This is a genomic window from Bradyrhizobium sp. AUGA SZCCT0105, assembly GCF_018129565.1.
GTDB lineage: Bacteria > Pseudomonadota > Alphaproteobacteria > Rhizobiales > Xanthobacteraceae > Bradyrhizobium.
The window spans coordinates 83,800-104,883 of record NZ_JAFCMK010000014.1 but is presented as its reverse complement, the minus strand read 5'-3'; the positions used below and the strand labels follow the sequence as shown (position 1 = coordinate 104,883).

The following is a 21,084-nucleotide window of genomic DNA, read 5'->3' as shown; positions in this document are numbered from 1 at the left end:
CCAGCGCGTGCGCGACAGCATTCTGCCCCTTTCGGTGGCCGACACGCTGCCTGCCGCCTTCGCCGAGTGGTCCTTCACCGAAAACACGGTCGACCACGAGACACCGATCGAGACATGCGAACTGTGCGGCCAGCAGGACCTCAGATATCACTTCGAGATCGCCAACCCATATACCGAGGCAGCGCTCTGGGTCGGCTCACATTGCATACTTCAATTCGACGTCGCCGTCATGGAGAATGGCCGGCGCCTTTCGCCCGAGGAGGCAAAGCGCCATCTGGCCAAACTTACCCAGCGGATGCAACTGGAGTCCTGCATCCGTGCGCTGGAACAGCTCGCCACGAAGGAGGTCAACCCGGTGCTGTCGGGCGCGCTCGACTACTACCGGCGCAACAAGAAGCTCACGCCCAAATATGCCGCCGTGGTGTTCTGGAAGCTTCGGACGTTTCGGATCGACCACCACCCCTCCTTCTTTCAGGTCGAGCTTCGCCGCGCCCAGCACATCGAGGACCTGCGACAGATGCCGACACGCCGGGTTCATCGCTTCTGGAGCGCGCTGAGCGCGGGACAGCGCCGGAAGGCGGTGGAACTCGGACATACTCCCCCAGATGAATGATGGGGGACAGGACTGGGCATTCTGTATTGCACGAGCGGTCACTTACATTGAAGGTGATCGCTGTAATTACCGAACCGAAGGAATCTTCATTTGAGTAGGGGCCAGAGCCAGGGATGAAGCCAGCCAGCACGCACGAAGCCAGCGCTTCGGCGACTGGCTACCTTTTTCAATGCCGCTACGCCTTGCTCGCCGGTCTTCAGGCTATCGCCAAGTCGCCCCAACTGGAGATTTCGATCGAGAAGTTCGACGATGTGGGGTTCGAGGTCAACGGTGAGCCGACACAGCTTATCCAGACCAAGCACCATGTGGGCAAGCTGGGCAACCTGACGGATGCCAGCGTCGATCTGTGGAAAACGTTGCTCATCTGGACCAAGCGCGTGACGGAAGACGTCGAGGCGCCCTTCAGGATCAAGTTCGTCCTGTTGACGACAGGGTTCGCGCCAGATGGGTCAGCGGCGGCGCTCTTGCGCATGCGCGAACGGGATGAGTCGGCCGCTGATCAGCTGCTCCTGAAGACCGCTGCTTCATCCAAGAACAAGGAGAACGCTGCAGCCTATCAAGCCTACTCGGCGCTGCCGGAAGATTTGCGTCAAAGCATGCTGAAGGCGATCCTCGTTCTCGACGGCTCGCCCAACATCGTCGACGTCGGGGATGAGATCGCGCGCGAGCTCGTTCACGCCGCGCCGCGCGATCAGGTCGACCATCTGGTAGAGCGCCTTGAAGGATGGTGGTTCGGCGTGGTGATCAAGGCCCTCTCCGGAGCAGGCCCTTCGGCCATCCCCGTGCTCGCCATTGACCAGCGGGTCGATGAACTTCGGGAGGAGTTCAGGCGAGACGCCCTGCCGGTCGATTATGCGTCCACCTATCCGTCACCGACGGTCGTCGCCGAACTCGACAAGCGTCCTTTCGTGAAACAGTTGCGAAGGATCGAGGTCGGCCCGCGGCGCGTGGAGTTCGCGATTCGAGACTATTACCGAGCGTCCGAGCAGCGATCGCGCTGGGCGCGCGAAGAGCTTCTCGTAGGTGGCGAACTCGAGAACTATGAGCGGCAGCTCGTGGAAGCGTGGGAGCCGCGCCACGCCGCCTTGGTCGACGAACTCGGCCCGGGTTGCCCGCCCACCGAGAAGGTCGCCGCCGGGCAGCTGCTTTACAAATGGGTGGAGAACGAGGCCCAGTTTACATTGAGAAGCGTTCGGGACCGGTTCCTGACCCACGGCAGCTATCACATACTGTCGAATCGATACGCAGTCGGGTGGCATCCTGAATATCAGAGCGACCAGGATGACCCTTCCGATGACGGGGTGGGCTAATCCATGCAGCCCTGGTCGAACCGCGTCACCGAAGAAGCTTATCTGTTCAATCCGGCTTTCTGCGCCACTTTGCTGGCGAAGACGACTGAAGACTATACGAAGAAGGCGGGGCGGCCGTTCCCGTTTGCTCTCACCTTCCTTATTCTCCCGATCGTTCTGCACCAGGGCACGCGGCGAGCGTTGCCGAGCTCGACAGTGACCTCGCTTTTGCCTTGGATTCAGGACAACCGTGAGCAACTTGTCGACTTCGCGAACAGGGTGACGCGCCTGAGCGCGATCACCCGCGAAGCCGTTGTGTTCGGTGCTCAGCACCAGATCTTGGCGCTGGCGGACAGCGGCGACCTGAGCGTTGGGGCGAAGCGTCAAACCGCGACCGAGAAGCGGACCGCGCTGTTCACCGCAGAAGCCCGCGAGTGCGTCGACCGGGCAGGTTTCTTGGGACGATGGTTTGCCGCCGCGGGCACAACCGCAACAATCTACGCCGCGTGGGGGGTGACACCGTGAGTCTGCAAATTGCCAAGCTCATTCTCTACAGTCGCCGGGGTGAAGTTCGCGAGGTCGTGTTCAGACCCGGCGAGCTAAATATACTGACCGGCGGCTCAAAAACCGGCAAGTCAGCGATAATCGACATCATCGATTACTGTACGGGCCGCAGCGAATGCAACGTCGCGGATGGCGTGATCCGCAAGTATGTCGGCTGGTATGCTTTGCTGTTTCAAATTGGCGACGGACAGATCTTCATCGCCCGTCGCAACCCCGATGTCGGCGATCGAACGAACGGCGATATCTACATGGACCGAGGGTCGAGCATCGAGACACCGTCGGAGTCCGCCCTGTTCAAAAACACGACGGTGGGCGCAGTAGAGAAGTTCCTCGGCGCCGCGATCGGCATCAGCGAGAACGAACATCGACCTCCGACCCCAACCCGCGACCCGCTGGAGGCAAACTTCCGGCACGCGCTGTTGCTCTCCTTCCAAGACCAGAACGACATCGACAGCAAACAGCGCCTGTTCCACCGGCAAGGCGAGGACTTCGTCAGTCAGGCCATCAAAGATACGTTGCCCTATTTCCTTGGGGCCGTGGATGAAGACCGCCTATTCAAGCAATCCCAGCTCGATCAGGCCAAACGCGAACTACGTCAGCTAGAACGCCAGCTCCGCGACGCGGACGCCCTTGATAGCAGCACGTACCCGCGTGCGCGCGCCCTTGTCGACGAAGCCAAACAGGTGGGACTTATCGACGAGCGGACTGTCGCGCTCACCTACGAGGCGGTCCTTGCGGTTCTTCAGCGCGTGGTGCGTGACACCGGCGTGCGCGACAATTTTATGGTGGGTGACGGCGAGGACGTGCTGGCTGGCCTACGCGCTGAACGCCAGGGTCTTCGAACCGAACTCGAGAGGGTCAACGCCGAGATTCGATCGACCCGGACGTTTACGTCGGAGACGAGTGGCTACGAACGTGAAGCAAAAGAGCAGCGAGCTCGCTTGAGCTCCGTCGGCCTGATCAAACATGGCGATCACGATTCCGCTCATTGCCCGCTGTGCGAAAGCCAGCTTCCCGTGCCGGCGCCGACCGTGGTGCAGATGCAGCGCTCGCTTCAGGAGCTCAGCGATCAACTCGAGGCGGTTGAGGCTGAGAACCCGCGGCTTCAGCTCAGATTGGCGTCGCTCAATCGCGAAGAGGCCGACATCGAGCAGCGTCTGCGGGAAAACCAGCAGCAGATTGCGGCGCGAATGAGGGAGAACGAGATCCTCCGCGTTCAACAGGACAGCTTCATTCTACAGGCGCGAACAACCGGAAAGATCACTCAGTATGTCGAGACCGCCAGCACCGCCGACACCAGCTCAGGGCTGAAATCGGCCATCGCGGCAAGCCGGATTCGGGTTGCGGCGCTGGAGCGGGAGCTCGACGCCGAAGCGATGAAGGAAAAGCTTGATGCCTTCTTGAACATTATCGGCCGCTACATGACCCAGTATTCTGACGATCTGGAACTGGAGCACCGAGGTAGCCAGCTAAGGCTCGACATCAGGGCCCTGACGGTCGTCGCTGATACTCTTGACGGTCCGGTCCCTTTGTTCCGGATGGGAAGCGGCGAGAATTGGGTCGGCTACCACGTCCTGGCACACCTGGCTCTCCATAAATGGTTTCGTCAAAAGAAGCGTCCCGTGCCGGGGTTCATCATTTTCGACCAGCCATCTCAAGCTCACTATCCACCGGACCGCGATGCGGAAGGTTCAATCGACGGGCTTTCCGACGAGGACCAGACCGCCGTGCTGCAGCTCTTCAAGCTGGCGGCCGATGCAGCGGCCGAACTCGCGCCGGAGCTGCAGATCATCATCATGGATCACGCAGACCTAAAGCCGGAGTGGTTCGCAACGGCGGTGATCGAGCGATGGAGGAAGGGCGAGAAGCTCATTCCCGCGAGCTGGTTACAGTGAGTTTGCGGGATCAGCCCGCGCGGGGTCGGCGATGGCCGGCATGTTGCTTCGGCACCGAGGCAGTATCTCATCGTCTGTGCGAAGCGGGTCCACAGGAGCTTGGACGCTCGAGCGACAGCGGGTGAGCCTAGGGAGCTACAGGTTCTCGGGCTAGCGGCCGCCCTGAGGCGCGCCGATCTGCCGCAACAATGTTCCGATCGATCGTCCGCTGATCTGGCAGACGGCGATGACGCGGTCATAGACCTGCACGCGGCCATTGCGGCCACGCACCGCGGTGCAGAAGGCCCCGCGGCCGAGAGCGACATCTTCCAGTGCTGCCTTGGCACGCGCTCCGATTGGGGCGTGAAGCTCGGGCGCATCGAAATCCGCCAGGCGGACCTCGATCCAAGTCGTCGGATCTGGGGAATCGCCGACGCACAGGCCGTCGCCGTCACCCACGTAACGGACCTGGCCCGAAAAGGAGTGACCGGCGCGAGTGGGGACCGGTGCTGTGCACGGATCCGCAGCTGCCGGGGTCGCAGCCGCCCCAGCGGCCAAGACGCACGCCACGATCATAAGTACGCGCGAGATCACGCCGCCTGCTTCGCTGGCCGGCGGACGGGCTTCTTGGCCAGCATGGTGCGGGCGAACTTGTCCCAGCGCGCCATGCCAGCTCGCTTCTCTGGCATGTAGTTCCAGCGGTCGTAGCTCTTGGAGCTAACGTCCTGCAGCGCATGGTTCTGAATGCGATCGCGGATTTCCTTCGGCACGCCAGCCTTGCCTGACAGCGTCTTCCACGTTCGCCGCAAGTCGCGATTGGTCACGACCGGGATGACGCCGCGGTCGCGCTGGCGCCACATAAAGGCATAGAGCGTCCCATGGCTGACGGGCTTCGATGGATCCTTCGCCGAGGGGAAGAACCACCCATGTTCGTTCGGCTTAATGGAATCGAGAAGCTCCGCCGCCAAGGACGGAACAGGGACCGCATGAGGCTTGCTGTTCTTGGTTTTTGACCAGTCGAGAATTCGTTCGCGGGAATCCCACTGATCCTTGTGAAGGCGCGCGATTTCCTCGACCCGCTGGCCCGTGAGCATCAGGATCTGAACGGCCCGCAGATAGGGCGGGTGCACCGGCACGTCGGGGCATTCGAGCCATCGCCAGAGCTGGACAAACTCATCTTCGTCCAGCCACCGGGACCCGACGACCTTAGGCTCAGTCGGGATACCTGCCGCCGGATTGTAGACCAGTCGAAATCGGCGCGGCGACGTGTTTCGATAGTCGTGCTCCGATTTCATTCCCCAGCTGTAAGCTGCGCGGATGTAGCAGCGGACGTGGTCCGCCATGGCAGGGGCCCCACGCTCAAAGATCGGGCGGAGCACCTCCGTCACCTCGTCCGGCTCGATCTCCCGGGCAAGGCGGTTGCGCCCAAGAGTGTCGGCTACCTTGTTCAGTCCTTTCTCCGTTTCCTTCCAGGACGGCTTACCTGCTTCTTTGAGCGAGGCGACGTAGGCTTCGAAAAGGTCGGCGACGGTTCCGGGCCGAGCATCGGTGACGATCTTGATGCTCCGACCCTTCTGGATCGCGTCCGCGAAGTCGCGCTTGAAAACCTCTCGGGCTGCGGCGAGCGACATCGATGGATAGTCGCCGAGTTTCGCCTTGATCCGCTTACCGTCGCGCCATTGCTGGGCCATCCATTCCGCCAGCACCCGCTTAGGCATCGGCCGCACGACGAGGACCAGGCGGCCCACGCCGCGTCCCTCGCCGTCGGCCAGGGACTTCTGCTTTCCGGTCAGTTCGACGTCCTTGATGCTGCGCCGGATCGCGCCATCGGTGAGGCTGCCCATGCTACGTCTCCCGAAAACTGAGGGCGGTAGTCAGTCGGTTATTGGGGTCGGAATGTGCTCCGATCCCCCAATTACCGCCCTCAGTTTGCCCCAGTCACCGGAAGCTTTTCAAGCCCAAAAATCGTGGTGTTTCAATGTGCTTGGGCGTGATCGAGCGTGATCGATGTGGGTCTAGTAGGATGGTTGTGGACCAGGATCAGCGCGGTCGCGGATAGCTCCAGCGCGCGCTTGATCACCTCGCGGGGATAGACCGGGGTGTGATCGACGGTGCCGGTCTGCTGCACCTCGTCGGCAATCAGCTGGTTGCGCTTGTCGAGGAACAGCAGGCGGAACTGCTCCTTGTCGGCGAACGCCATGCCGGTGCGGCAATAGTCGATGACGTCGTTCCACGACGACAGCGCGATGCTGCGCTTGATCTCGCCCTTGGCGATCCGGCCCGCAGCCGCGGCGAGCAGCTTGAGCTGGTTGATCGAGGCATCCTTGACGCCCTCGACCTCGCGCAGCCGCGCCACCGGCGCATGCACGACCTCGGCGAACGAGCCGAACTTCTTCAACAGCGCCTTGGCGAGCGGCTTGGTGTCGCGGCGCGGGATGGCGGCGAACAGCGCCATCTCCAGCAGCTCATAGTCGGTCAGCGCGTCCGGCCCGGCGGCGTAGAAGCGCTCGCGCAGCCGTTCGCGATGGCCGTGATAATGCGGCGTCTCACTGGTGTCGTCGTTGCTGGCGTCGGGTTTGGCGGGCATCGGCCACAACCATGCCGTGCCTGCCGCGTTTTGCAAGGGCTGAAGCAACTTCCCGGTTTGCCACGATGCGACGGGCGAATTACCGTTACCTGCGACGTTCAGGATCAAAAAGGGGGAGGGCGGCGTGACATCATTCAAGGTGATCCGCTCGCGCGCGGAGAAGCGCAAGGGCGGGCCGAAGGCGCTCGAGAAACTGCTGCGGCCGCCGGCGGGCGCCAAGGCGCTGGCAAAGCTCGGCGACGACCGCGTGCTGGCCGAGATGACCAGGCGCGTGTTCTGCGCGGGCTTCGCCTGGAGCGTGATCGACGCCAAATGGCCGGGCTTCGAGGACGCCTTCCTCGGCTTCCAGCCCGCCAAGCTCGCCTTCAAGCCCGACGAATATTGGGAGAAGCTGACCTGCGATACCAGGATCGTGCGCAACGGCGCCAAGATCATGTCGGTGCGCGACAACGGCCGCTTCGTGCAGGAGATCGCGCGCGAGCACGGCAGCTTCGGCAAATTCCTCGCAGCCTGGCCGTCATCGGACGAGGTCGGGCTGCTCGATCTGCTGACCAAGCGCGGCAGCCGGCTCGGCGGCAACACCGGGCAGATGCTGCTGCGCTTCCTCGGCTGGGACGGTTTCGTCACCTCGCGCGACGTCGTCGCCTGCCTGCGCGATGCCGGGCTCGATATTGCCGAGGAGGTCAAGTCGAAGCGCGATCTCGCCAAGGTGCAGGCGCAGTTCAACGCCTGGGCGGAAGAAACCGGGCTTTCCTATCTGCACCTGTCGCGGATCTGCGCAATGTCGATCGGCGAGAATCACACGCCCGAGGAGATCGTCGAGCGGACGCGGAGCGACTACTGAACTCGTCGAGGAATGCGCTTACACCTGAACCCACGGCTTCTCGCCATGGCGCTCCGACAGCGTGAAGATCTCGACGCCGTCGGCGGTGACGCCGACCGAGTGCTCGAACTGTGCCGACAGCGAGCGGTCGCGGGTCACCGCGGTCCAGCCGTCGGACAGGATCTTCACATGCGGCTTGCCGAGATTGATCATCGGCTCGATGGTGAAGAACATGCCGGGCTTCAGCGGCGCGCCTTCGCCGGGGCGGCCGATATGGATGATGTTCGGCTCGTCGTGGAACAGGCGGCCGAGGCCGTGGCCACAGAAGTCGCGCACCACGCTCATGCCTTGCGGTTCGACGAAGCTCTGGATGGCGTGGCCGATATCGCCGGTGGTGGCGCCGGGCTTGACGGCGGCGATGCCGCGCATCATCGCCTCATAGGTCACCTCGATCAGCCGCTCGGCCTTCCGCGCGATGGCGCCGATCGCATACATGCGGCTGGAATCGCCGTACCAGCCGTCGACGATGAAGGTGACGTCGACATTGACGATGTCGCCTTCCTTCAGCGGGCGGTCGCCCGGCATGCCGTGGCAGACCACGTGATTGATCGAGGTGCAGGTCGAGTAGCGATAGCCGCGATACATCAGCGTCGCCGGATAGGCGCCGTGGTCGAAGGCGAACTTGCGGACGAAGTCGTCGATGACCGAGGTCGGGACGCCCGGCTTGACGATGTCGGTGAGCGCGTCGAGGCATTTCGACACCAGGGCGCCGGCCTTGCGCATGCCGGCAAAGCCGCTCGGTCCGTGCAGCTTGATCTGGCCGGTCTTGCGAAGCGAGGTGTCGGTGGCGTCGATATAGCTCATGGGCGGGGCGCTTCTGCGGGCAAGGGGCTGATTTCAGGCCCTAATTTAATGATCGGCGCGCCCGGCGCAAGCCAAGGTTGGGCATGGGGACAATGCTTAAACGGCTTGATTTTCCGGGCCAAATCCGGAACAGCCGCGGCCGCTTGTCCGAAAAAGCCGTGACGAGGCGCTAGCTGGAGACCTCGACCACGCTCTCGACCGGCAGCGCGCCGCCGCGGATCCGGAGTTCCCGCACCGGGTAGGGCACCTTGATGCCGTCTTGCTTGAAGGCGTCCCACAGCGACAGCATGACGTCGCTCTTCACACCGTCCATACCGTCGGGATCGGCGATCCAGAAGGTCAGCGAGAACTTCATGCCGAGCTCGGCGAATTCGGTCAGGATGCAGTTCGGCGGCTTGCCCTTGAGTGCGCGGGCGTGGGCCGTCGCGGTATTGATCGCGAGCTTGCAGACCAGCCTCGGATCGGCGTCGTAATTGGCGGCGAACGCGATCTTCACCAGCGTGTTCTTGTCGGTGTAGGTCCAGTTGGTGACCTTCTGCGTCACCAGGTCCTCGTTCGGGATCAGGAATTCGCGGCCGTCGCCGGCGGCGACCGAGATGTAGCGGGTCTTCATCGCGCTGATGCGGCCCTGGCTGTCGCCGATCGTGACGAGGTCGCCCGGCTTCACCGACTTGTCGACCAGCAGGATGATGCCCGAGATGAAGTTGGCGACGATCTTCTGCAGGCCGAAACCGATGCCGACGCCGACGGCGCCGGACAGCACCGCCAGCGCCGACAGGTTGATCCCGACGGCGCTCAAGGCGATGGCGACCGCGACCACCATCAGGCCGATGCGAATGATCTTGACCAGCAACACCTGGATCGACGGGGTCAGGTCGGTCGAGCGGGTGATCTGGCCGTCGATGAAATTGCTGGCGATATTGCTCAGCCACAGCGCCAGGATCAGCACCGCGCCGGCCTTGATCAGCAGCAGCGGGCTCAGCCGCAGACCGCCCACGACGACGGCGAACGAATCCAGCGTATCGGCCGCCCAGTCGAGCTGGCCGATGATGCTGAGGGCGGCGACCACCCAGGCCGCGACCGAGACCAGTTTAACGATGAAGGCGTTGTCGATCACCGAGGTCACGAGGCGGATCACGAGCCAGGCCAGCGCCAGCTTGGCGGAGACCGCGATCAGATAGCTGCGGCTCGGCCAGGTCGCGTGCCACATCACGATGCGCGAGATCACCATCAGGATCGCGAACACCGCGGTCGAGGCGCTCGATACCATCACGCGGGCAAAGTGCCGGAGCGGCAGCGGCCAGCGGCTCGCCAGCGACGACAAGTTGACCCGTGCATGAATGGCGGTATCGGCGGCGTAGGCGAGGCCCGCGGCGGCGAGGATGATGCCGAACTGCAGATAGAACCAGGGTGAGGCGACCTCGGCCCCGACCGAGCGCGCTGCCATCTGGATCGATTCCAGGACGTCCTTCCAGCTCATGTCCATCGGCAAAGTCTCAACTTGCAGCGCGGGTCAGGCAAATGTGATTCGAATGCCCACGCAGATTCCCACAAAGGCGCGCACGCGACCATCGATACAACACAGTGTCGAGGCGACCTAGGGGAGGAAAGACCGGGCACATTGCCGCTTATCTCAGAATTCGGTTGGCGTCCCAGTGTGGCGACGATAAGGATGCAATTGCAAGTATTTGAGACCTCCCAAGTCCTTGAGACCTCCAAAGGCGCATGGCATCCCTCGACTCCGTCAGTATAGCGATCCTGCTCGGTGCGGTGCTGGTGATGGCCGGCATCCTGTCCAGCCTGCTTGCGCTGCGGTTCGGCGCCCCCTTGCTGCTGGTGTTCTTGCTGGTCGGCATGCTGGCGGGCGATTCCGGCCCGGGCCGGCTGCAGTTCGACGACGTCCGCACCACCTATCTGGTCGGCTCGGTGGCGCTGGCGCTGATCCTGTTCGACGGCGGACTGAAGACGCGGTTTGCCAGCATCCGCACGGTGCTGGCGCCCTCGATGATGCTGGCGACCGCCGGCGTGCTGCTGACTGCGCTGATCACGGCGCCGGTCGCGCGCTATGTGCTCGACCTCAATTGGACCGAGTCGCTTTTAGTGGGCGCCGTCGTGGCCTCGACCGACGCCGCGGCGGTGTTCCTGCTGGTGCACACCCAGGGTCTGCGCCTGCGCCCACGTGTCGGCGCGACGCTGGAGGCGGAATCCGGCACCAACGACCCGTTTGCGATCTTCCTCACTTTGATGCTGGTCGAGTTCATCTCGGTCGGCCAGAGCTCGGCCTCGCACATCGCGATGGAGTTCATCCAGGAAGCCGTGCTCGGCGCCATCATCGGGGTGATCGGCGGCCGGCTGGTGGTGATCGCGCTGAATCGCGTCGCGCTGCCGCAGGGCCTGCATGCGCCGTTCGTCACGACCGCGGCGCTGGTGATCTTCGGCGGCTCCCAGATCGTGCATGCCTCGGGATTCCTCGCGGTCTATCTCGCCGGTATCATCATCGGCAACCGGCCGACCCGCGCGCATAATTCGGTGGTGACGTTCCTCGACGCCGCGACCTGGCTGGCGCAGATCGTGATGTTCGTGCTGCTCGGCCTCCTGGTGTCGCCGCATCGCCTGCTCTCTAGCGCCGGCGGCGCGGTGCTGGTGGCATTCGCGCTGATGCTGGTTGCGCGGCCGCTGGCGGTTTTGATCTGTCTTGCGCCGTTCAAGTTCAACTGGCGGGAGAAGGTCTTCATCGCCTGGACCGGCTTGCGCGGCGCGGTCGCGATCTTCCTCGCCTCGATCCCGATGCTGGTCGGCCTGTCGAAGGCCTATCTCTATTTCGACGTCGCCTTCGTCGTCGTCATCATCTCGCTGCTGCTGCAGGGCTGGACGCTGGCGCCGGCGGCGCGGCGGCTGCACGTCGCGCTGCCGCGCGCCGAACGCGGCCCGCGCCGTGTCGAACTGGACCTGCCCGGCCAGCTCGAGCAGCAGCTGGTCGGCTATCCGGTGCGGCCGAAGAGCCTGTATTTCCGCCGCGGCCTGATCCCATCGTGGTCGAAGCCGACGCTGGTGATCCGCGACCAGCGGATCCTGATGCCTGTCGAGGCCGATCCGGTCGCGCCGGGCGACTACATCTATCTGCTGGCGCCGCCGGAGCGCGCCGAGGCGCTCGATCGCTTCTTCGTCGACATGGCGCCGTCGAGCGCGCCCGATCCGCATCTGCTCGGCGACTTCATGGTGTCGGGCGAGCATACGCTCGGTGAGCTCGCCGAGATCTACGGCGTCAAGGTCGACGAGCACCAGGCCAAGCTGACGCTGGCGGATTATTTCGACATCAATCTCGACCGCGCGCCGAAGGAAGGTGCGGAGCTCGCGCTCGACGAGATCGTGCTGGTGGCGCGCAGCATCAGCGGCGGCCGCGTCAACGTCGTCGGCCTGCGCCTGCCGGAGGAAGACGAGAAGGTCGTGCCGCAGACGCGGATGCAGACCGTCCGGCGCAAGCTCGCCGATATCTGGGCGTCGGTCGCCGGCGTCTAAAGCGTTTTCGAGCGAAGTGGATGCCGGTTCGCGTGTCAGAATCTGAGCCGCGCCGTCACTGCTTGCGCAGGAAGCTCGAATCCGGGGCGAACTTCTTGATCATGTCGGACAGGCCGTCGTCCGCCGGCGGCCCTTTGGACGCAGCGTCCGGCTTGGGCTCGTCCTTGAACTTCTGGCCGGAAATTTCAGCCAGCGCTGCGAGCAGCGTCTCGTCCAGATTGTCGGCCGCTGTTTTTGTAGGTGCCGTCTTCGCGGGCGGCGTGGTGGCGGGCGGAGGCGGAACGGGCTGCGGCGGATTGGCGCCGATCTCGGCCTTCGCTGGTGGCGGCTTCGGCAGCTCCGACACCGGCTCCGGCTTGAATATGTCCGCCCGTCTGGCGGCCGCCTCGCTGATGGCCGTGATCAACGATGCTTCGAGGTCGGCGGGCGTCTCCGCCGGCATCGGCGGCGGCTCGGCGGGCTTCGCGTCCCGGGGTGCGCGACCGAACAGCGGTTCTCGCTGGCCCGCCGTCGACGGCCGGCTGTCGGTGGTCTTGCCAGGCTCCTTGACCGGCTTGAAGAGACCCGCGCGTTCGGCGGCGACCCTGGCGGAAGCCTGCTCGACCGTGGCGAGCAGGGACGCTTCCAGCGCATCGGCGGGATTGCTCGCCGAAGTCGCTGGCTTGGCGGCCGGGGCGGCCACCTGAGGCGGCCGGGGCGGCAGCGGCGGTGGCCGCGATCCTTCGACCGGTGCGGGCGGCGGCGCCGGCTGGCCGTCGCGGGCGCGCGCGATGATGCCGTCGACGATCGCACCCAGGCGGCTCTTGTCGGGGGCGGCGAGATAGCTGGCCGCGAGCTCATCGACATATTGCGGGCCGTAATCGGCCAGCACCTTGGCAAGCTGGGCGAGATCGGGATCGTTCTCGACCAGCCGGCGCCAGGCCTGCCGGTCATAGGGCGCGTCGCCGTTCTTGTCGGGCCAGGCCACCCGGCGCGGCTGGCGCTGCGGTCCGGCGTCCTGGTCAGTGTCTCGGCCAGTGTCTTGGCCGTTGACCGGGTCGAGGGTCGGCGGCTGTAGCCCGGCACTGAGGCGCGGGGGGGTAAATCCCCCAGCCCCGGCCGGCACGGTATCGTCACCGAGGCGTCGGCGGCGCTCGGCGACCTGCAGCGAGATCAGGCCGATGCCCATCAGCAGGAAGCCCAGGGCGGCCCACGAAATCGTGGCGCACAGCAGCCCGCCGATCAGCAGCAATACCCAGCCAGTCAGTCGCAAAGTGCACCTTTCCCCATGCCCGATCGGACGCCCCGATCCGGGCCTAGCAGACAAGATGGGCTATCTTATGCCGACTTTCGGAAAAACGGCCAGCTACGCGCCGCCCGTCAACACCTTAACACCGCCGAACGCGGTGACCTGGCCGCGGCGCAGCATCACGATCTGGGTGGCGAGTTGGCGAAGCTCGGCCGCGTCGTGGCTGACATAGACCATCGGGACGCCGGCCTCGTCACGCAGCCGCACCAGATAGGGCAGGATCTCGAGCTTGCGGCTCTCGTCGAGCGCCCCCAGCGGCTCATCCAGCAGCAATAGCCGCGGCTTGGACAAGAGGGCCCGGCCGAGCGCGACGCGCTGCCGCTCGCCGCCGGAGAGCTTTCCGGGGCGCCGGTCGAGCAGGGCGCCGATGTCGAGCAGATCGACGACGCGTTTATGTTGCGCAGGATCCTCCGTGAGCCCGTTCATCCGGCGGCCGTAATCGAGGTTCTGCCTGATATCGAGATGCGGAAACAGCCGGGCGTCCTGGAAGACGTAGCCAATGCGCCGCCGGTAGGTCGGGACATGGATGCCGGCTACGGTATCGTCGACCGTCTCGCCGTCGATCACGATGGTGCCGCGATCAGGACGAACCAGCCCGGCGATGGTGTTGATCAGCGACGTCTTGCCGGAGCCGGACGCGCCGAACAGGCCGGTGACACGGCCCTCGCTGCTGAACGATGCCGCCAGCGAGAACTCGCCGAGCTGCTTGGTGATGTCGACGCGCAGCATCGCTATTGCCCGTGCAGGCGCGCCGTGGCGCGGCGCGCAAATACTTCAGCCGCGACCAATGCGCCGACCGCGAGCACGATCGAGATGATCACGAGCCGCGCCGCGGCGGTGTCGCCGTCAGGCGTCTGGATCAGCGAATAGATCGCCGATGAAATGGTCTGGGTCTCGCCGGGAATGTTGGAGACGAAGGTGATGGTCGCGCCGAACTCGCCGATCGCCTTGGCAAAGCCGAGCACCATGCCGGCCAGCACGCCCGGCAGCGCGAGCGGCAGCGTCACCGTTGCGAACACCCGCCAGGGCGCGGCGCCGAGCGTCTCGGCGGCCTGCTCGAGGCGGCGGTCGACCGCTTCGATCGAAAGCCGGATCGGGCGCACCAGAAGCGGAAACGACATCACGCCGCAGGCGAGCGCAGCGCCGGTCCAGCGGAACGCGAAGACGATGCCGAGATGATCGGCCAGCCAACCGCCGACCAGGCCGCGCTTGCCGAAGGTCAGCAGCAGCAGATAGCCGGTGACGACGGGCGGCAGCACCAGCGGCAGATGCACGGCGGCATCCAGCAGCGACTTGCCCCAGAAATCGCGCCGCGCCAGCAGCCAGGCGAGCGCGATACCGAACGGGGTCGCCACCAGCGTTGCGATGACGGCGACCCGCAGCGACAGCAGGATCGCCATCCATTCGGTCGGCGAGATCTCAAACACTAGCGTCTATTCCCGAAGTTCGTATGCAAGCGCGGCTCCTCAGTTACGAACTTCGGGAACAGACACCAGTCAGAGTCAATAGGCCAGTGTCGCTGGTCGATTTGACGTTCCTCACGGTGCGTGCGGCAATCGCTGGAGGAACGTCAAATCGGCGGCGCTGGGCTCAGGTCGTCGGGCTGATCAGGAACTTGAAGCCGTACTTCTCGAGGATCGTCTTCGCCGCGGACGAGCGCAGGAAGGCGAGATAGTCAGCGGTCTCGGGCTTGGCGGTCGTGGTCGCCGCAACCGGGTAGATGATCGCGGGATGGGTGTCGGCCGGGAAGGTGCCGATGATCTTGACGCCCGGCTCGACCTTGGCGTCGGTCGAATAGACGATGCCGAGCACGGCCTCGCCGCGCGCCACCAGCGTCAGTGCCGCGCGAACGCTTTCCGCCATCGCGAATTTCGACTCCGCGGCCTGCCAGGCGCCGAGCTTCTCGAGCGCGGCCTTGGCGTATTTGCCGACCGGCACCGCCTTGACGTCGCCGGTTGCGATCTTGCCGTCGCCGGCGAGCTTGGCGAGATCGAAGCCAGGCCCGATGCTGAGATTGCCGATCATGGAATCCTTCGGCGCGATCAGCACGATCGAGTTGCCGAGCAGGTTCACCCGCGTCGGCTCATTGATGTTCTTCTGCTTGATCGCATAGTCCATCCAGTCGGTGTCGGCGGAGACGAACACGTCGGCCGGGGCGCCCTGCTCGATCTGCTTTGCCAATGCCGAACTCGCGGCATAGCTGGCGCTGATCTTGACGCCGGTCTTGGCGGTATAGGCCGCATCGATCTCGTCGAGCGCATTCTTCATCGAAGCGGCGGCAAAGACGGTGAGCGTCTTGTCTTCGGCGCGCGCGGGCGAATGGATCGCACCGAGCAGGATGACGAAGGCAGTGAAAAGTCCGGCAAGCCTTGAAATCGAAAGTCGTGACATGGCAAGCGCTCCGTGCGAGCTCACGCGCGAACAAGCGCGCGCAAACCAGGCGTTGGGTGGGTTCTGGGCGCGACGGACGGAAGCGCTGTTCCGCTGGTCCCCGAAGGACTTACGGTCCTCGGGGATATCGCACTGCAAACATAGCAGGCTGGGACTTACGGTAAAGGCGACCGTTTGTCTAACCGGTCGTGCTATTCGTCCGACGGCTGGATCGCGATCGACAGCGAGTTCTCTTTTGAGCCGCTGACCTGCAGCACGAAGGGGCTGGCGGCGAGGTCATATTTCATGGTCTTGCGGATCCCGTCGCAGTCGGTCGCGCCGCTGAAGGCCTTCGGCTTCAGGAAATGCCCGTCCTGCACCAGGTCGACCCAGGCCCCGGCCGACAGGCTGACGGTATAGAGCCCGGCCTTCGGGGCGGCTTTGAAGCTGGTGAAGCCGGCGAAGGTGCCGTCCTTCGGTGCGCGCTCGGGCGGGCTCGGCAGTTTGGCCTCGCCGGGCGCGACCAGCGCCAGCGTGATGGCGGTCGGCAGCAGTGCGGCCTGTTCGCTGCCCGAGGCAAGCTTGGCGCGATCGGGCGCGGTGAGCGCGGCGCGTGCGCGGTCGATCGACCATTTGAATTTGTCGCAGCCGCTCGGCTCTTCCGCCGCGAAGGCGGGAACTGAGGCAAGCAGGAGCGATGCGGCGAGGAGCGATTTGCGCATGACTGGTCCAATGCAATTGTGACGGATGAAGAGAGATCAGCGGCCCCGATCCATCGCTCGAACGCGCTTACGGCGCGACGACGCGCAATCATAACGCAGTTCGAGCCGGCCGGAAAAGCCGCCTGACAAAGATGTTATTGCTTTGAATATTACTGCTTGGCGTCGGCTGCGTTCAGCACCGTCTTGCAGGCCGCCGGCATCTGCGCCAGCGTCATCGGCGGGCGCGGCTTCGGCGGCTTCGGCGGAGGCTTCGGATGCAGCACCGAGTCCTTGAACCAGAAGGCGAGATCGGACGGCTTGCAGCCCTCGCCCTCCGTCTGCGGTTTCTGCCCCTCGCATGCCGGGCTGCCGGACGGACACCGCATGCGGATGTGGAAGTGGTAGTCGTGGCCCCACCACGGCCGGATCTTTGACAACCAGCCGCGGTCGCCCTTGGCCTCGCGGCATAGCGCCTTCTTGATCGCCGGGTTTACGAAGATGCGCTGCACCGCAGGCTCGCGCGCCGCGTCGCGGAGGACCAGCACATGAGCCGGCGTGAACACGCGCGGATCGATATCGAGCCGGTCGTCGCGCACCATCATCACCGCCGACATCTCCTCGCGGTCCTCGCGCGACAATTTGCGATCGGGCATCGGCGTCAGCCAGATGTCGGCGTCGAGCCCGATCTGGTGACTGGCATGGCCGGAGAGCGCGGGGCCGCCGCGCGGCTGGCCGATGTCGCCGACCAGGATGCCGGGCCAGCCGGCGTCCCTGTGTGCGTTGGCCGCCAGCCGCTTCAGGAGCGCGATCATGTTGGGGTGACCCCAATAGCGGTTGCGCGACAGGCGCATCACTTGCCAGGTGTCGCCGTTGAGCGGCATCTGCGCGGCGCCGGCAAGACAGCCCTTGGTGTAGCCGCCGATCGATTGGGTCGGCAGCGCCGCCGGCAGCACCTTGCGCGCGAATAGCTGATTCGCCCCGATCGCTGGATCGCTGGGGTTAGCGAGCGGCGGCAATGGCTGCGGATTGAGCGAGCCCTTGTCCTGCGCACGCGCGGAGATGCTGCAGGCGAGGAGGGTCGAGATCAGGAGCGGGATCAGACGCAGGCGGGGTGTCATTCGGATCACTCTGTCGGCGCAAGGCTAACATGGATTCGAAGCAGGCCAACCGCGCTTTCATCCCATTTGCTTGATCGCCCACAAGGCGGATCAAGATGACCCGCGGCTTGCCGGCGCATGTGATCCACGCCACTTTACAAGCGCGCGTGGCAGGCGACATCATGCGCGCAATCATTTCAGGCAGGCGTTTTGATGACAAGCGTATGTTGCGTACGGCCGGTGTTTGCCGCCGCGATTGCCGCGTCGACATTGGCACTCTCTCCGGCGCGAGCCGACATCGTCGTTCACATCGACAAATCAGCGCAGCGTATGGCGGTCAGCGTCGACGGCGCGACGCGCTATAACTGGCCGGTGTCGACCGGGCGCCGCGGTTACGGCACGCCGAACGGCGTGTTCCGCCCGCAGATGATGGCGCGCCGCTGGTACTCGCGCAAATACTACAACTCGCCGATGCCGTACGCGATCTTCTTCCACGGCGGCTTCGCCATCCACGGCACCTACGAACTCACGCGTCTCGGCGGACCGGCCTCGCATGGCTGCGTGCGCCTGCATCCCTCGCACGCCGCACAGCTCTACGGGCTGGTCGAGCGCAGTGGCCGCGGCGGCACGCGGATCGAGATCACCAACTAAAGCGTTTGCGAGCGAAGTGGACATCGGTTCGCGTGAGGAAAACGCGTCAAAACAAGAATCTAGAGCTTCGGTTCTGATTCAATCAGAACCCAAGCTCTGGCTCGCCGCTCGCGCGCAAACGGGCGGTGCCTTAACCCTGCGATAACCCTGTCACACGCTGACAAACATTGATGCGCTTGAGCCGCATCCGGCGCGTTCATTGTGCAGTTGCGCGCCGGTTTACGCTTCCTTCACCATGCTCCGGCGGGTCCACGCCGCAAATCTGCGCTGTTCGCCGCGTGCACACCCGCGAGCTACTCGCATCCGGCGTGAGCTCGCCTGCAAAGCGGGCAGGTACGGCTTTCTCAGGCAGCGCAGCTATTCGCCGAGAGATACCAATTTTTCAGACACTTATCGCAGAAATGCCGTCGAACTGGAATGCGCGTGGGGCGTGCGATACCGATGATGCGGCCGAAAAAGACCAAGAAACCGAAGCAGGCCAAACTGTCCGGTCCTCAGGGCCGCCGGCCCAGGCCGATGCCGAAGATGTCCGGCAGTTCGCGCCGGACCGCCGTCGAGATCGGCGAACTGGTGCGCCAGCGCGCGCAGGCCGATGCGGCGATCGCCGAGGCCCGCAAGTCCAATGCGCGGCTGCGTGAGGCGATCGACATCCTGCCGCAAGGCATCGTGTTCCTGGACCCCGAAGGCCGCTACACCCTCTGGAACAAGAAATACTCGGAAATCTACAAGCGCAGTTCCGACCTGTTCGAGCAAGGTGCGCGCCTGGAAGACACCATCCGCGTCGGCGTCGCGCGCGGCGACTATCCCGAGGCGGCCGGTCGCGAAGAGGAGTGGATCGCCGAGCGGCTCGAGAAGATGTACCAGCCGGGCGAGCGGCATGAGCAGGTCCTGGCCGATGGCCGCGTGGTCCTGATCGAGGAGCGGTTGACCGCAGATGGCGGCATCGTCGGTCTGCGCGTCGACATCACCGAACTGAAACAGCGCGAGGCGTCGTTCCGCCTGCTGTTCGACGGCAATCCGGTGCCGATGATCCTGTGCGCGCTCGATGGTGAAAAGATCCTCGCAGTCAACGACGCCGCGATCGCGCATTACGGCTATGTCCGCGCCGAATTCGAGAAGATGACGATCAAGAGCCTGCAGGCGTTCGATGCCGAGCTGCCCTGGGCCGCCGGCCGCAGCAGCGACGAGCAGGCGGCGCGGACCTGGAAGCACGTGCGCGCGGACGGCACGCTGATCGACCTGGCGATCTATTCGCGCCAATTGATGCATGGCGATCAACCGGCGATGCTGCTCGCGCTGATGGACATCACCGAACGCAAGCGCGCCGAGGCGCGGCTGGCCTTCATGGCCCAGCACGATAGCCTGACCGGCCTGCCGAACCGCAATCTGCTGCGCCAGCAGATGGAAGATATGCTGCAGCACACCCGCCGCTCGACCGACAAGGTCGCGGTCCTGATGCTCGGGCTCGACAATTTCAAGGCGGTCAACGACACGCTCGGCCACGGCATCGGCGACAAGCTGTTGCGCGGGGTCGCCAAGCGCCTGCGCTCGACGCTGCGCGAGGAAGACGCGCTGGCCCGGCTCAACTCCGATGAATTCACCATCGTGCAGGGCGGCGTGATGCGGCCCGAGGACGCGGTGCTGCTGGCGCGGCGGATCCTGGATGCGATCGGCGAGCCCTATCTGCTCGATGGCCATTCGGTGGTGGTCGGCGCCAGCATCGGGATCGCGATGTCGCCCGGCGACGGCGAGGATTCCGAAAAGCTGCTGAAGAGCGCCGACATGGCGCTGTCGCGTGCCAAGAGCGAATTCCGCGGCACCTTCTCCTTCTTTGAAGCCGAGATGGATGCACGCGCTCAGAGCCGCCGCAAGATCGAGATCGATCTGCGCGATGCGATTCAGAACGAAGGTCTGCGGCCCTATTACCAGCCGCTGGTCGATCTCACCAGCGGACGCATCACCGGCTTCGAGGCGCTGGTGCGTTGGCCGCATCCGGAGCGCGGCATGATCTCGCCCGGCGAGTTCATTCCGGTGGCCGAGGAGACCGGCCTGATCAATCCGCTGGGCGCGCTGATGCTGCATCGCGCCTGCAGGGACGCGGCGCAATGGCCCGACGACGTCCGCGTCGCGGTCAATCTGTCGCCGCTGCAATTCCGCACCGGCAATCTGCTGGCGCTGATCACCGACGCCTTGCGGCAATCCGGCCTGCCGGCGCGGCGGCTCGAGCTCGAAATCACCGAGACGCTGCTGCTCGAGAAGAGCAGCCAGGTGCTGGCAACGCTGCATGCACTGCGCGCGCTCGGGGTGCGGATGTCGATGGACGATTTCGGCACCGGCTATTCGAGCCTCAGCTATCTGCGCAGCTTTCCGTTCGACAAGATCAAGATCGACCAGTCGTTCGTGCGCGACCTCGGCGCGAACCCGGACGCGCAGGCGATCGTGCGTTCGATCGTCAGCCTCGGCGTGGGACTCGGCGTCACCATCACTGCCGAGGGCGTCGAGACCGAGGCGGAGCTGAGCTGCCTGCGCGCCGAGGGCTGCCACGAGGGCCAGGGCTTCCTGTTCAGCCGCGCGCGGCCGAATGCCGAGGTCATCAGCCTGCTGAAGGCGCAGCGCGTCGCGACGGCGGCGTAGCGAAGCCTTGAGCGAGAAATGTTACCTCGACCCGACCGAGCGTTGCGCTCCGCTTACCTCGCCCCGCGTGCGGGGAGAGGTCGGAACGCATCGTTAGATGCGTTCCGGGTGAGGGGAACCTCCGCAAACACAGCTGTCACCGTTTGCGCGGAGACGGCACCTCGCCAACCCTCTCCCCGTAAGAACGGGGAGAGGGAGGTGCCGCCGTCG

General features: G+C 64.7%; 19 protein-coding genes. 8 read left to right on the top strand and 11 right to left on the bottom strand.

Annotated features, from left to right (window positions below; genetic code table 11):
- Positions 1-7 precede the first annotated feature (7 nt).
- From JQ573_RS36810 to JQ573_RS36795, 4 genes are all read left to right on the top strand, one after another.
- Positions 8-613 carry a hypothetical protein gene (locus JQ573_RS36810; protein ID WP_198669277.1) on the top strand — a complete coding sequence of 202 codons (606 nt, stop codon included), beginning with the start codon at positions 8-10 and terminating at the stop codon, positions 611-613.
- A 113-nt stretch (positions 614-726) separates the two neighbouring features.
- Positions 727-1,923 carry an ABC-three component system protein gene (locus tag JQ573_RS36805; protein ID WP_137901410.1) on the top strand — a complete coding sequence of 399 codons (1,197 nt, stop codon included), beginning with the start codon at positions 727-729 and terminating at the stop codon, positions 1,921-1,923.
- A 3-nt stretch (positions 1,924-1,926) separates the two neighbouring features.
- Positions 1,927-2,427: a three component ABC system middle component gene (locus tag JQ573_RS36800; RefSeq protein WP_137901409.1), complete on the top strand. Its 501-nt coding sequence runs from the start codon at positions 1,927-1,929 to the stop codon at positions 2,425-2,427.
- Positions 2,424-4,361: a DUF3732 domain-containing protein gene (locus JQ573_RS36795; protein ID WP_162006109.1), complete on the top strand. Its 1,938-nt coding sequence runs from the start codon at positions 2,424-2,426 to the stop codon at positions 4,359-4,361. The genes JQ573_RS36800 and JQ573_RS36795 overlap by 4 nt, the downstream gene beginning before the upstream one ends.
- A 150-nt stretch (positions 4,362-4,511) precedes the next feature.
- Here JQ573_RS36795 and JQ573_RS36790 read toward each other — a convergent pair whose 3' ends face one another.
- The 3 genes from JQ573_RS36790 to JQ573_RS36780 all read right to left on the bottom strand — a co-directional run bounded on the left by JQ573_RS36790 (position 4,512) and on the right by JQ573_RS36780 (position 6,927).
- Positions 4,512-4,799, bottom strand: a complete 288-nt coding sequence (locus JQ573_RS36790; RefSeq protein WP_232824134.1) for a thermonuclease family protein — start codon at positions 4,797-4,799, stop codon at positions 4,512-4,514.
- Between the two features lie 131 nt (positions 4,800-4,930).
- On the bottom strand, positions 4,931-6,184 hold the full coding sequence (locus tag JQ573_RS36785; RefSeq protein ID WP_116968893.1) for a site-specific integrase: 1,254 nt from the start codon (positions 6,182-6,184) through the stop codon (positions 4,931-4,933).
- A 131-nt stretch (positions 6,185-6,315) separates the two neighbouring features.
- A complete protein-coding gene (locus tag JQ573_RS36780; RefSeq protein ID WP_212316995.1) occupies positions 6,316-6,927 on the bottom strand; it encodes a RadC family protein in 612 nt (203 codons plus the stop codon).
- Positions 6,928-7,051: 124 nt separating this feature from the next.
- Here JQ573_RS36780 and JQ573_RS36775 point away from each other — a divergent pair, with 124 nt between their 5' ends.
- Positions 7,052-7,771 (top strand): DNA-3-methyladenine glycosylase I, encoded by a 720-nt coding sequence (locus tag JQ573_RS36775; protein WP_212316997.1) that lies wholly within the window; start codon positions 7,052-7,054, stop codon positions 7,769-7,771.
- An 18-nt stretch (positions 7,772-7,789) separates the two neighbouring features.
- Here the strand turns inward: JQ573_RS36775 and map are convergent, their stop codons facing one another.
- Both map and JQ573_RS36765 read right to left on the bottom strand, forming a co-directional pair.
- Positions 7,790-8,614, bottom strand: coding sequence for a type I methionyl aminopeptidase (map, locus tag JQ573_RS36770; RefSeq protein ID WP_092122802.1), 825 nt, complete (start codon positions 8,612-8,614; stop codon positions 7,790-7,792).
- A gap of 169 nt (positions 8,615-8,783) precedes the next feature.
- Positions 8,784-10,100 carry a mechanosensitive ion channel family protein gene (locus tag JQ573_RS36765; protein ID WP_212316999.1) on the bottom strand — a complete coding sequence of 439 codons (1,317 nt, stop codon included), beginning with the start codon at positions 10,098-10,100 and terminating at the stop codon, positions 8,784-8,786.
- Positions 10,101-10,339: 239 nt separating this feature from the next.
- Here JQ573_RS36765 and JQ573_RS36760 point away from each other — a divergent pair, with 239 nt between their 5' ends.
- Positions 10,340-12,133: a potassium/proton antiporter gene (locus tag JQ573_RS36760; protein ID WP_212317001.1), complete on the top strand. Its 1,794-nt coding sequence runs from the start codon at positions 10,340-10,342 to the stop codon at positions 12,131-12,133.
- A gap of 55 nt (positions 12,134-12,188) precedes the next feature.
- On the opposite strand, the gene JQ573_RS36755 is transcribed toward JQ573_RS36760, so the two are convergent.
- From JQ573_RS36755 to mepA, 6 genes are all read right to left on the bottom strand, one after another.
- Positions 12,189-13,385, bottom strand: coding sequence for a hypothetical protein (locus JQ573_RS36755; RefSeq protein ID WP_212317003.1), 1,197 nt, complete (start codon positions 13,383-13,385; stop codon positions 12,189-12,191).
- 93 nt (positions 13,386-13,478) lie between these two features.
- The gene (gene modC, locus JQ573_RS36750) at positions 13,479-14,150 is read right to left on the bottom strand and encodes a molybdenum ABC transporter ATP-binding protein (RefSeq protein ID WP_212317005.1); all 672 of its coding nucleotides are present in this window, start codon (positions 14,148-14,150) and stop codon (positions 13,479-13,481) included.
- A 2-nt stretch (positions 14,151-14,152) separates the two neighbouring features.
- Positions 14,153-14,848, bottom strand: a complete 696-nt coding sequence (gene modB, locus JQ573_RS36745; protein WP_212317007.1) for a molybdate ABC transporter permease subunit — start codon at positions 14,846-14,848, stop codon at positions 14,153-14,155.
- Positions 14,849-15,011: 163 nt separating this feature from the next.
- Positions 15,012-15,797: a molybdate ABC transporter substrate-binding protein gene (gene modA, locus JQ573_RS36740; protein ID WP_212317277.1), complete on the bottom strand. Its 786-nt coding sequence runs from the start codon at positions 15,795-15,797 to the stop codon at positions 15,012-15,014.
- A 206-nt stretch (positions 15,798-16,003) separates the two neighbouring features.
- Positions 16,004-16,513, bottom strand: a complete 510-nt coding sequence (locus JQ573_RS36735) for a hypothetical protein (protein ID WP_212317008.1) — start codon at positions 16,511-16,513, stop codon at positions 16,004-16,006.
- A gap of 149 nt (positions 16,514-16,662) precedes the next feature.
- Entirely contained in the window at positions 16,663-17,610 is a 948-nt protein-coding gene (gene mepA / locus JQ573_RS36730; protein WP_212317009.1) for a penicillin-insensitive murein endopeptidase, read from the bottom strand.
- A 192-nt stretch (positions 17,611-17,802) separates the two neighbouring features.
- Between mepA and JQ573_RS36725 the strand changes: the two genes are divergently transcribed.
- Both JQ573_RS36725 and JQ573_RS36720 read left to right on the top strand, forming a co-directional pair.
- On the top strand, positions 17,803-18,240 hold the full coding sequence (locus JQ573_RS36725) for a L,D-transpeptidase (RefSeq protein WP_249132693.1): 438 nt from the start codon (positions 17,803-17,805) through the stop codon (positions 18,238-18,240).
- A gap of 441 nt (positions 18,241-18,681) precedes the next feature.
- Complete coding sequence (locus tag JQ573_RS36720) at positions 18,682-20,874, top strand: bifunctional diguanylate cyclase/phosphodiesterase (protein ID WP_212317010.1); 2,193 nt, start codon at positions 18,682-18,684, stop codon at positions 20,872-20,874.
- Positions 20,875-21,084: the final 210 nt, after the last annotated feature.

Coding starts and splice junctions, on each gene's coding strand:
- JQ573_RS36720 (WP_212317010.1), top strand. CDS start 18,682: ATGATGCGGCCGAAAAAGACCAAGAAACCGAAGCAGGCCAAACTGTCC.
- JQ573_RS36785 (WP_116968893.1), bottom strand. CDS start 6,184: ATGGGCAGCCTCACCGATGGCGCGATCCGGCGCAGCATCAAGGACGTC.
- JQ573_RS36780 (WP_212316995.1), bottom strand. CDS start 6,927: ATGCCCGCCAAACCCGACGCCAGCAACGACGACACCAGTGAGACGCCG.
- JQ573_RS36800 (WP_137901409.1), top strand. CDS start 1,927: ATGCAGCCCTGGTCGAACCGCGTCACCGAAGAAGCTTATCTGTTCAAT.
- JQ573_RS36805 (WP_137901410.1), top strand. CDS start 727: ATGAAGCCAGCCAGCACGCACGAAGCCAGCGCTTCGGCGACTGGCTAC.
- JQ573_RS36735 (WP_212317008.1), bottom strand. CDS start 16,513: ATGCGCAAATCGCTCCTCGCCGCATCGCTCCTGCTTGCCTCAGTTCCC.
- JQ573_RS36725 (WP_249132693.1), top strand. CDS start 17,803: ATGACAAGCGTATGTTGCGTACGGCCGGTGTTTGCCGCCGCGATTGCC.
- JQ573_RS36765 (WP_212316999.1), bottom strand. CDS start 10,100: ATGGACATGAGCTGGAAGGACGTCCTGGAATCGATCCAGATGGCAGCG.
- JQ573_RS36760 (WP_212317001.1), top strand. CDS start 10,340: ATGGCATCCCTCGACTCCGTCAGTATAGCGATCCTGCTCGGTGCGGTG.
- mepA (WP_212317009.1), bottom strand. CDS start 17,610: ATGACACCCCGCCTGCGTCTGATCCCGCTCCTGATCTCGACCCTCCTC.
- modC (WP_212317005.1), bottom strand. CDS start 14,150: ATGCTGCGCGTCGACATCACCAAGCAGCTCGGCGAGTTCTCGCTGGCG.
- map (WP_092122802.1), bottom strand. CDS start 8,614: ATGAGCTATATCGACGCCACCGACACCTCGCTTCGCAAGACCGGCCAG.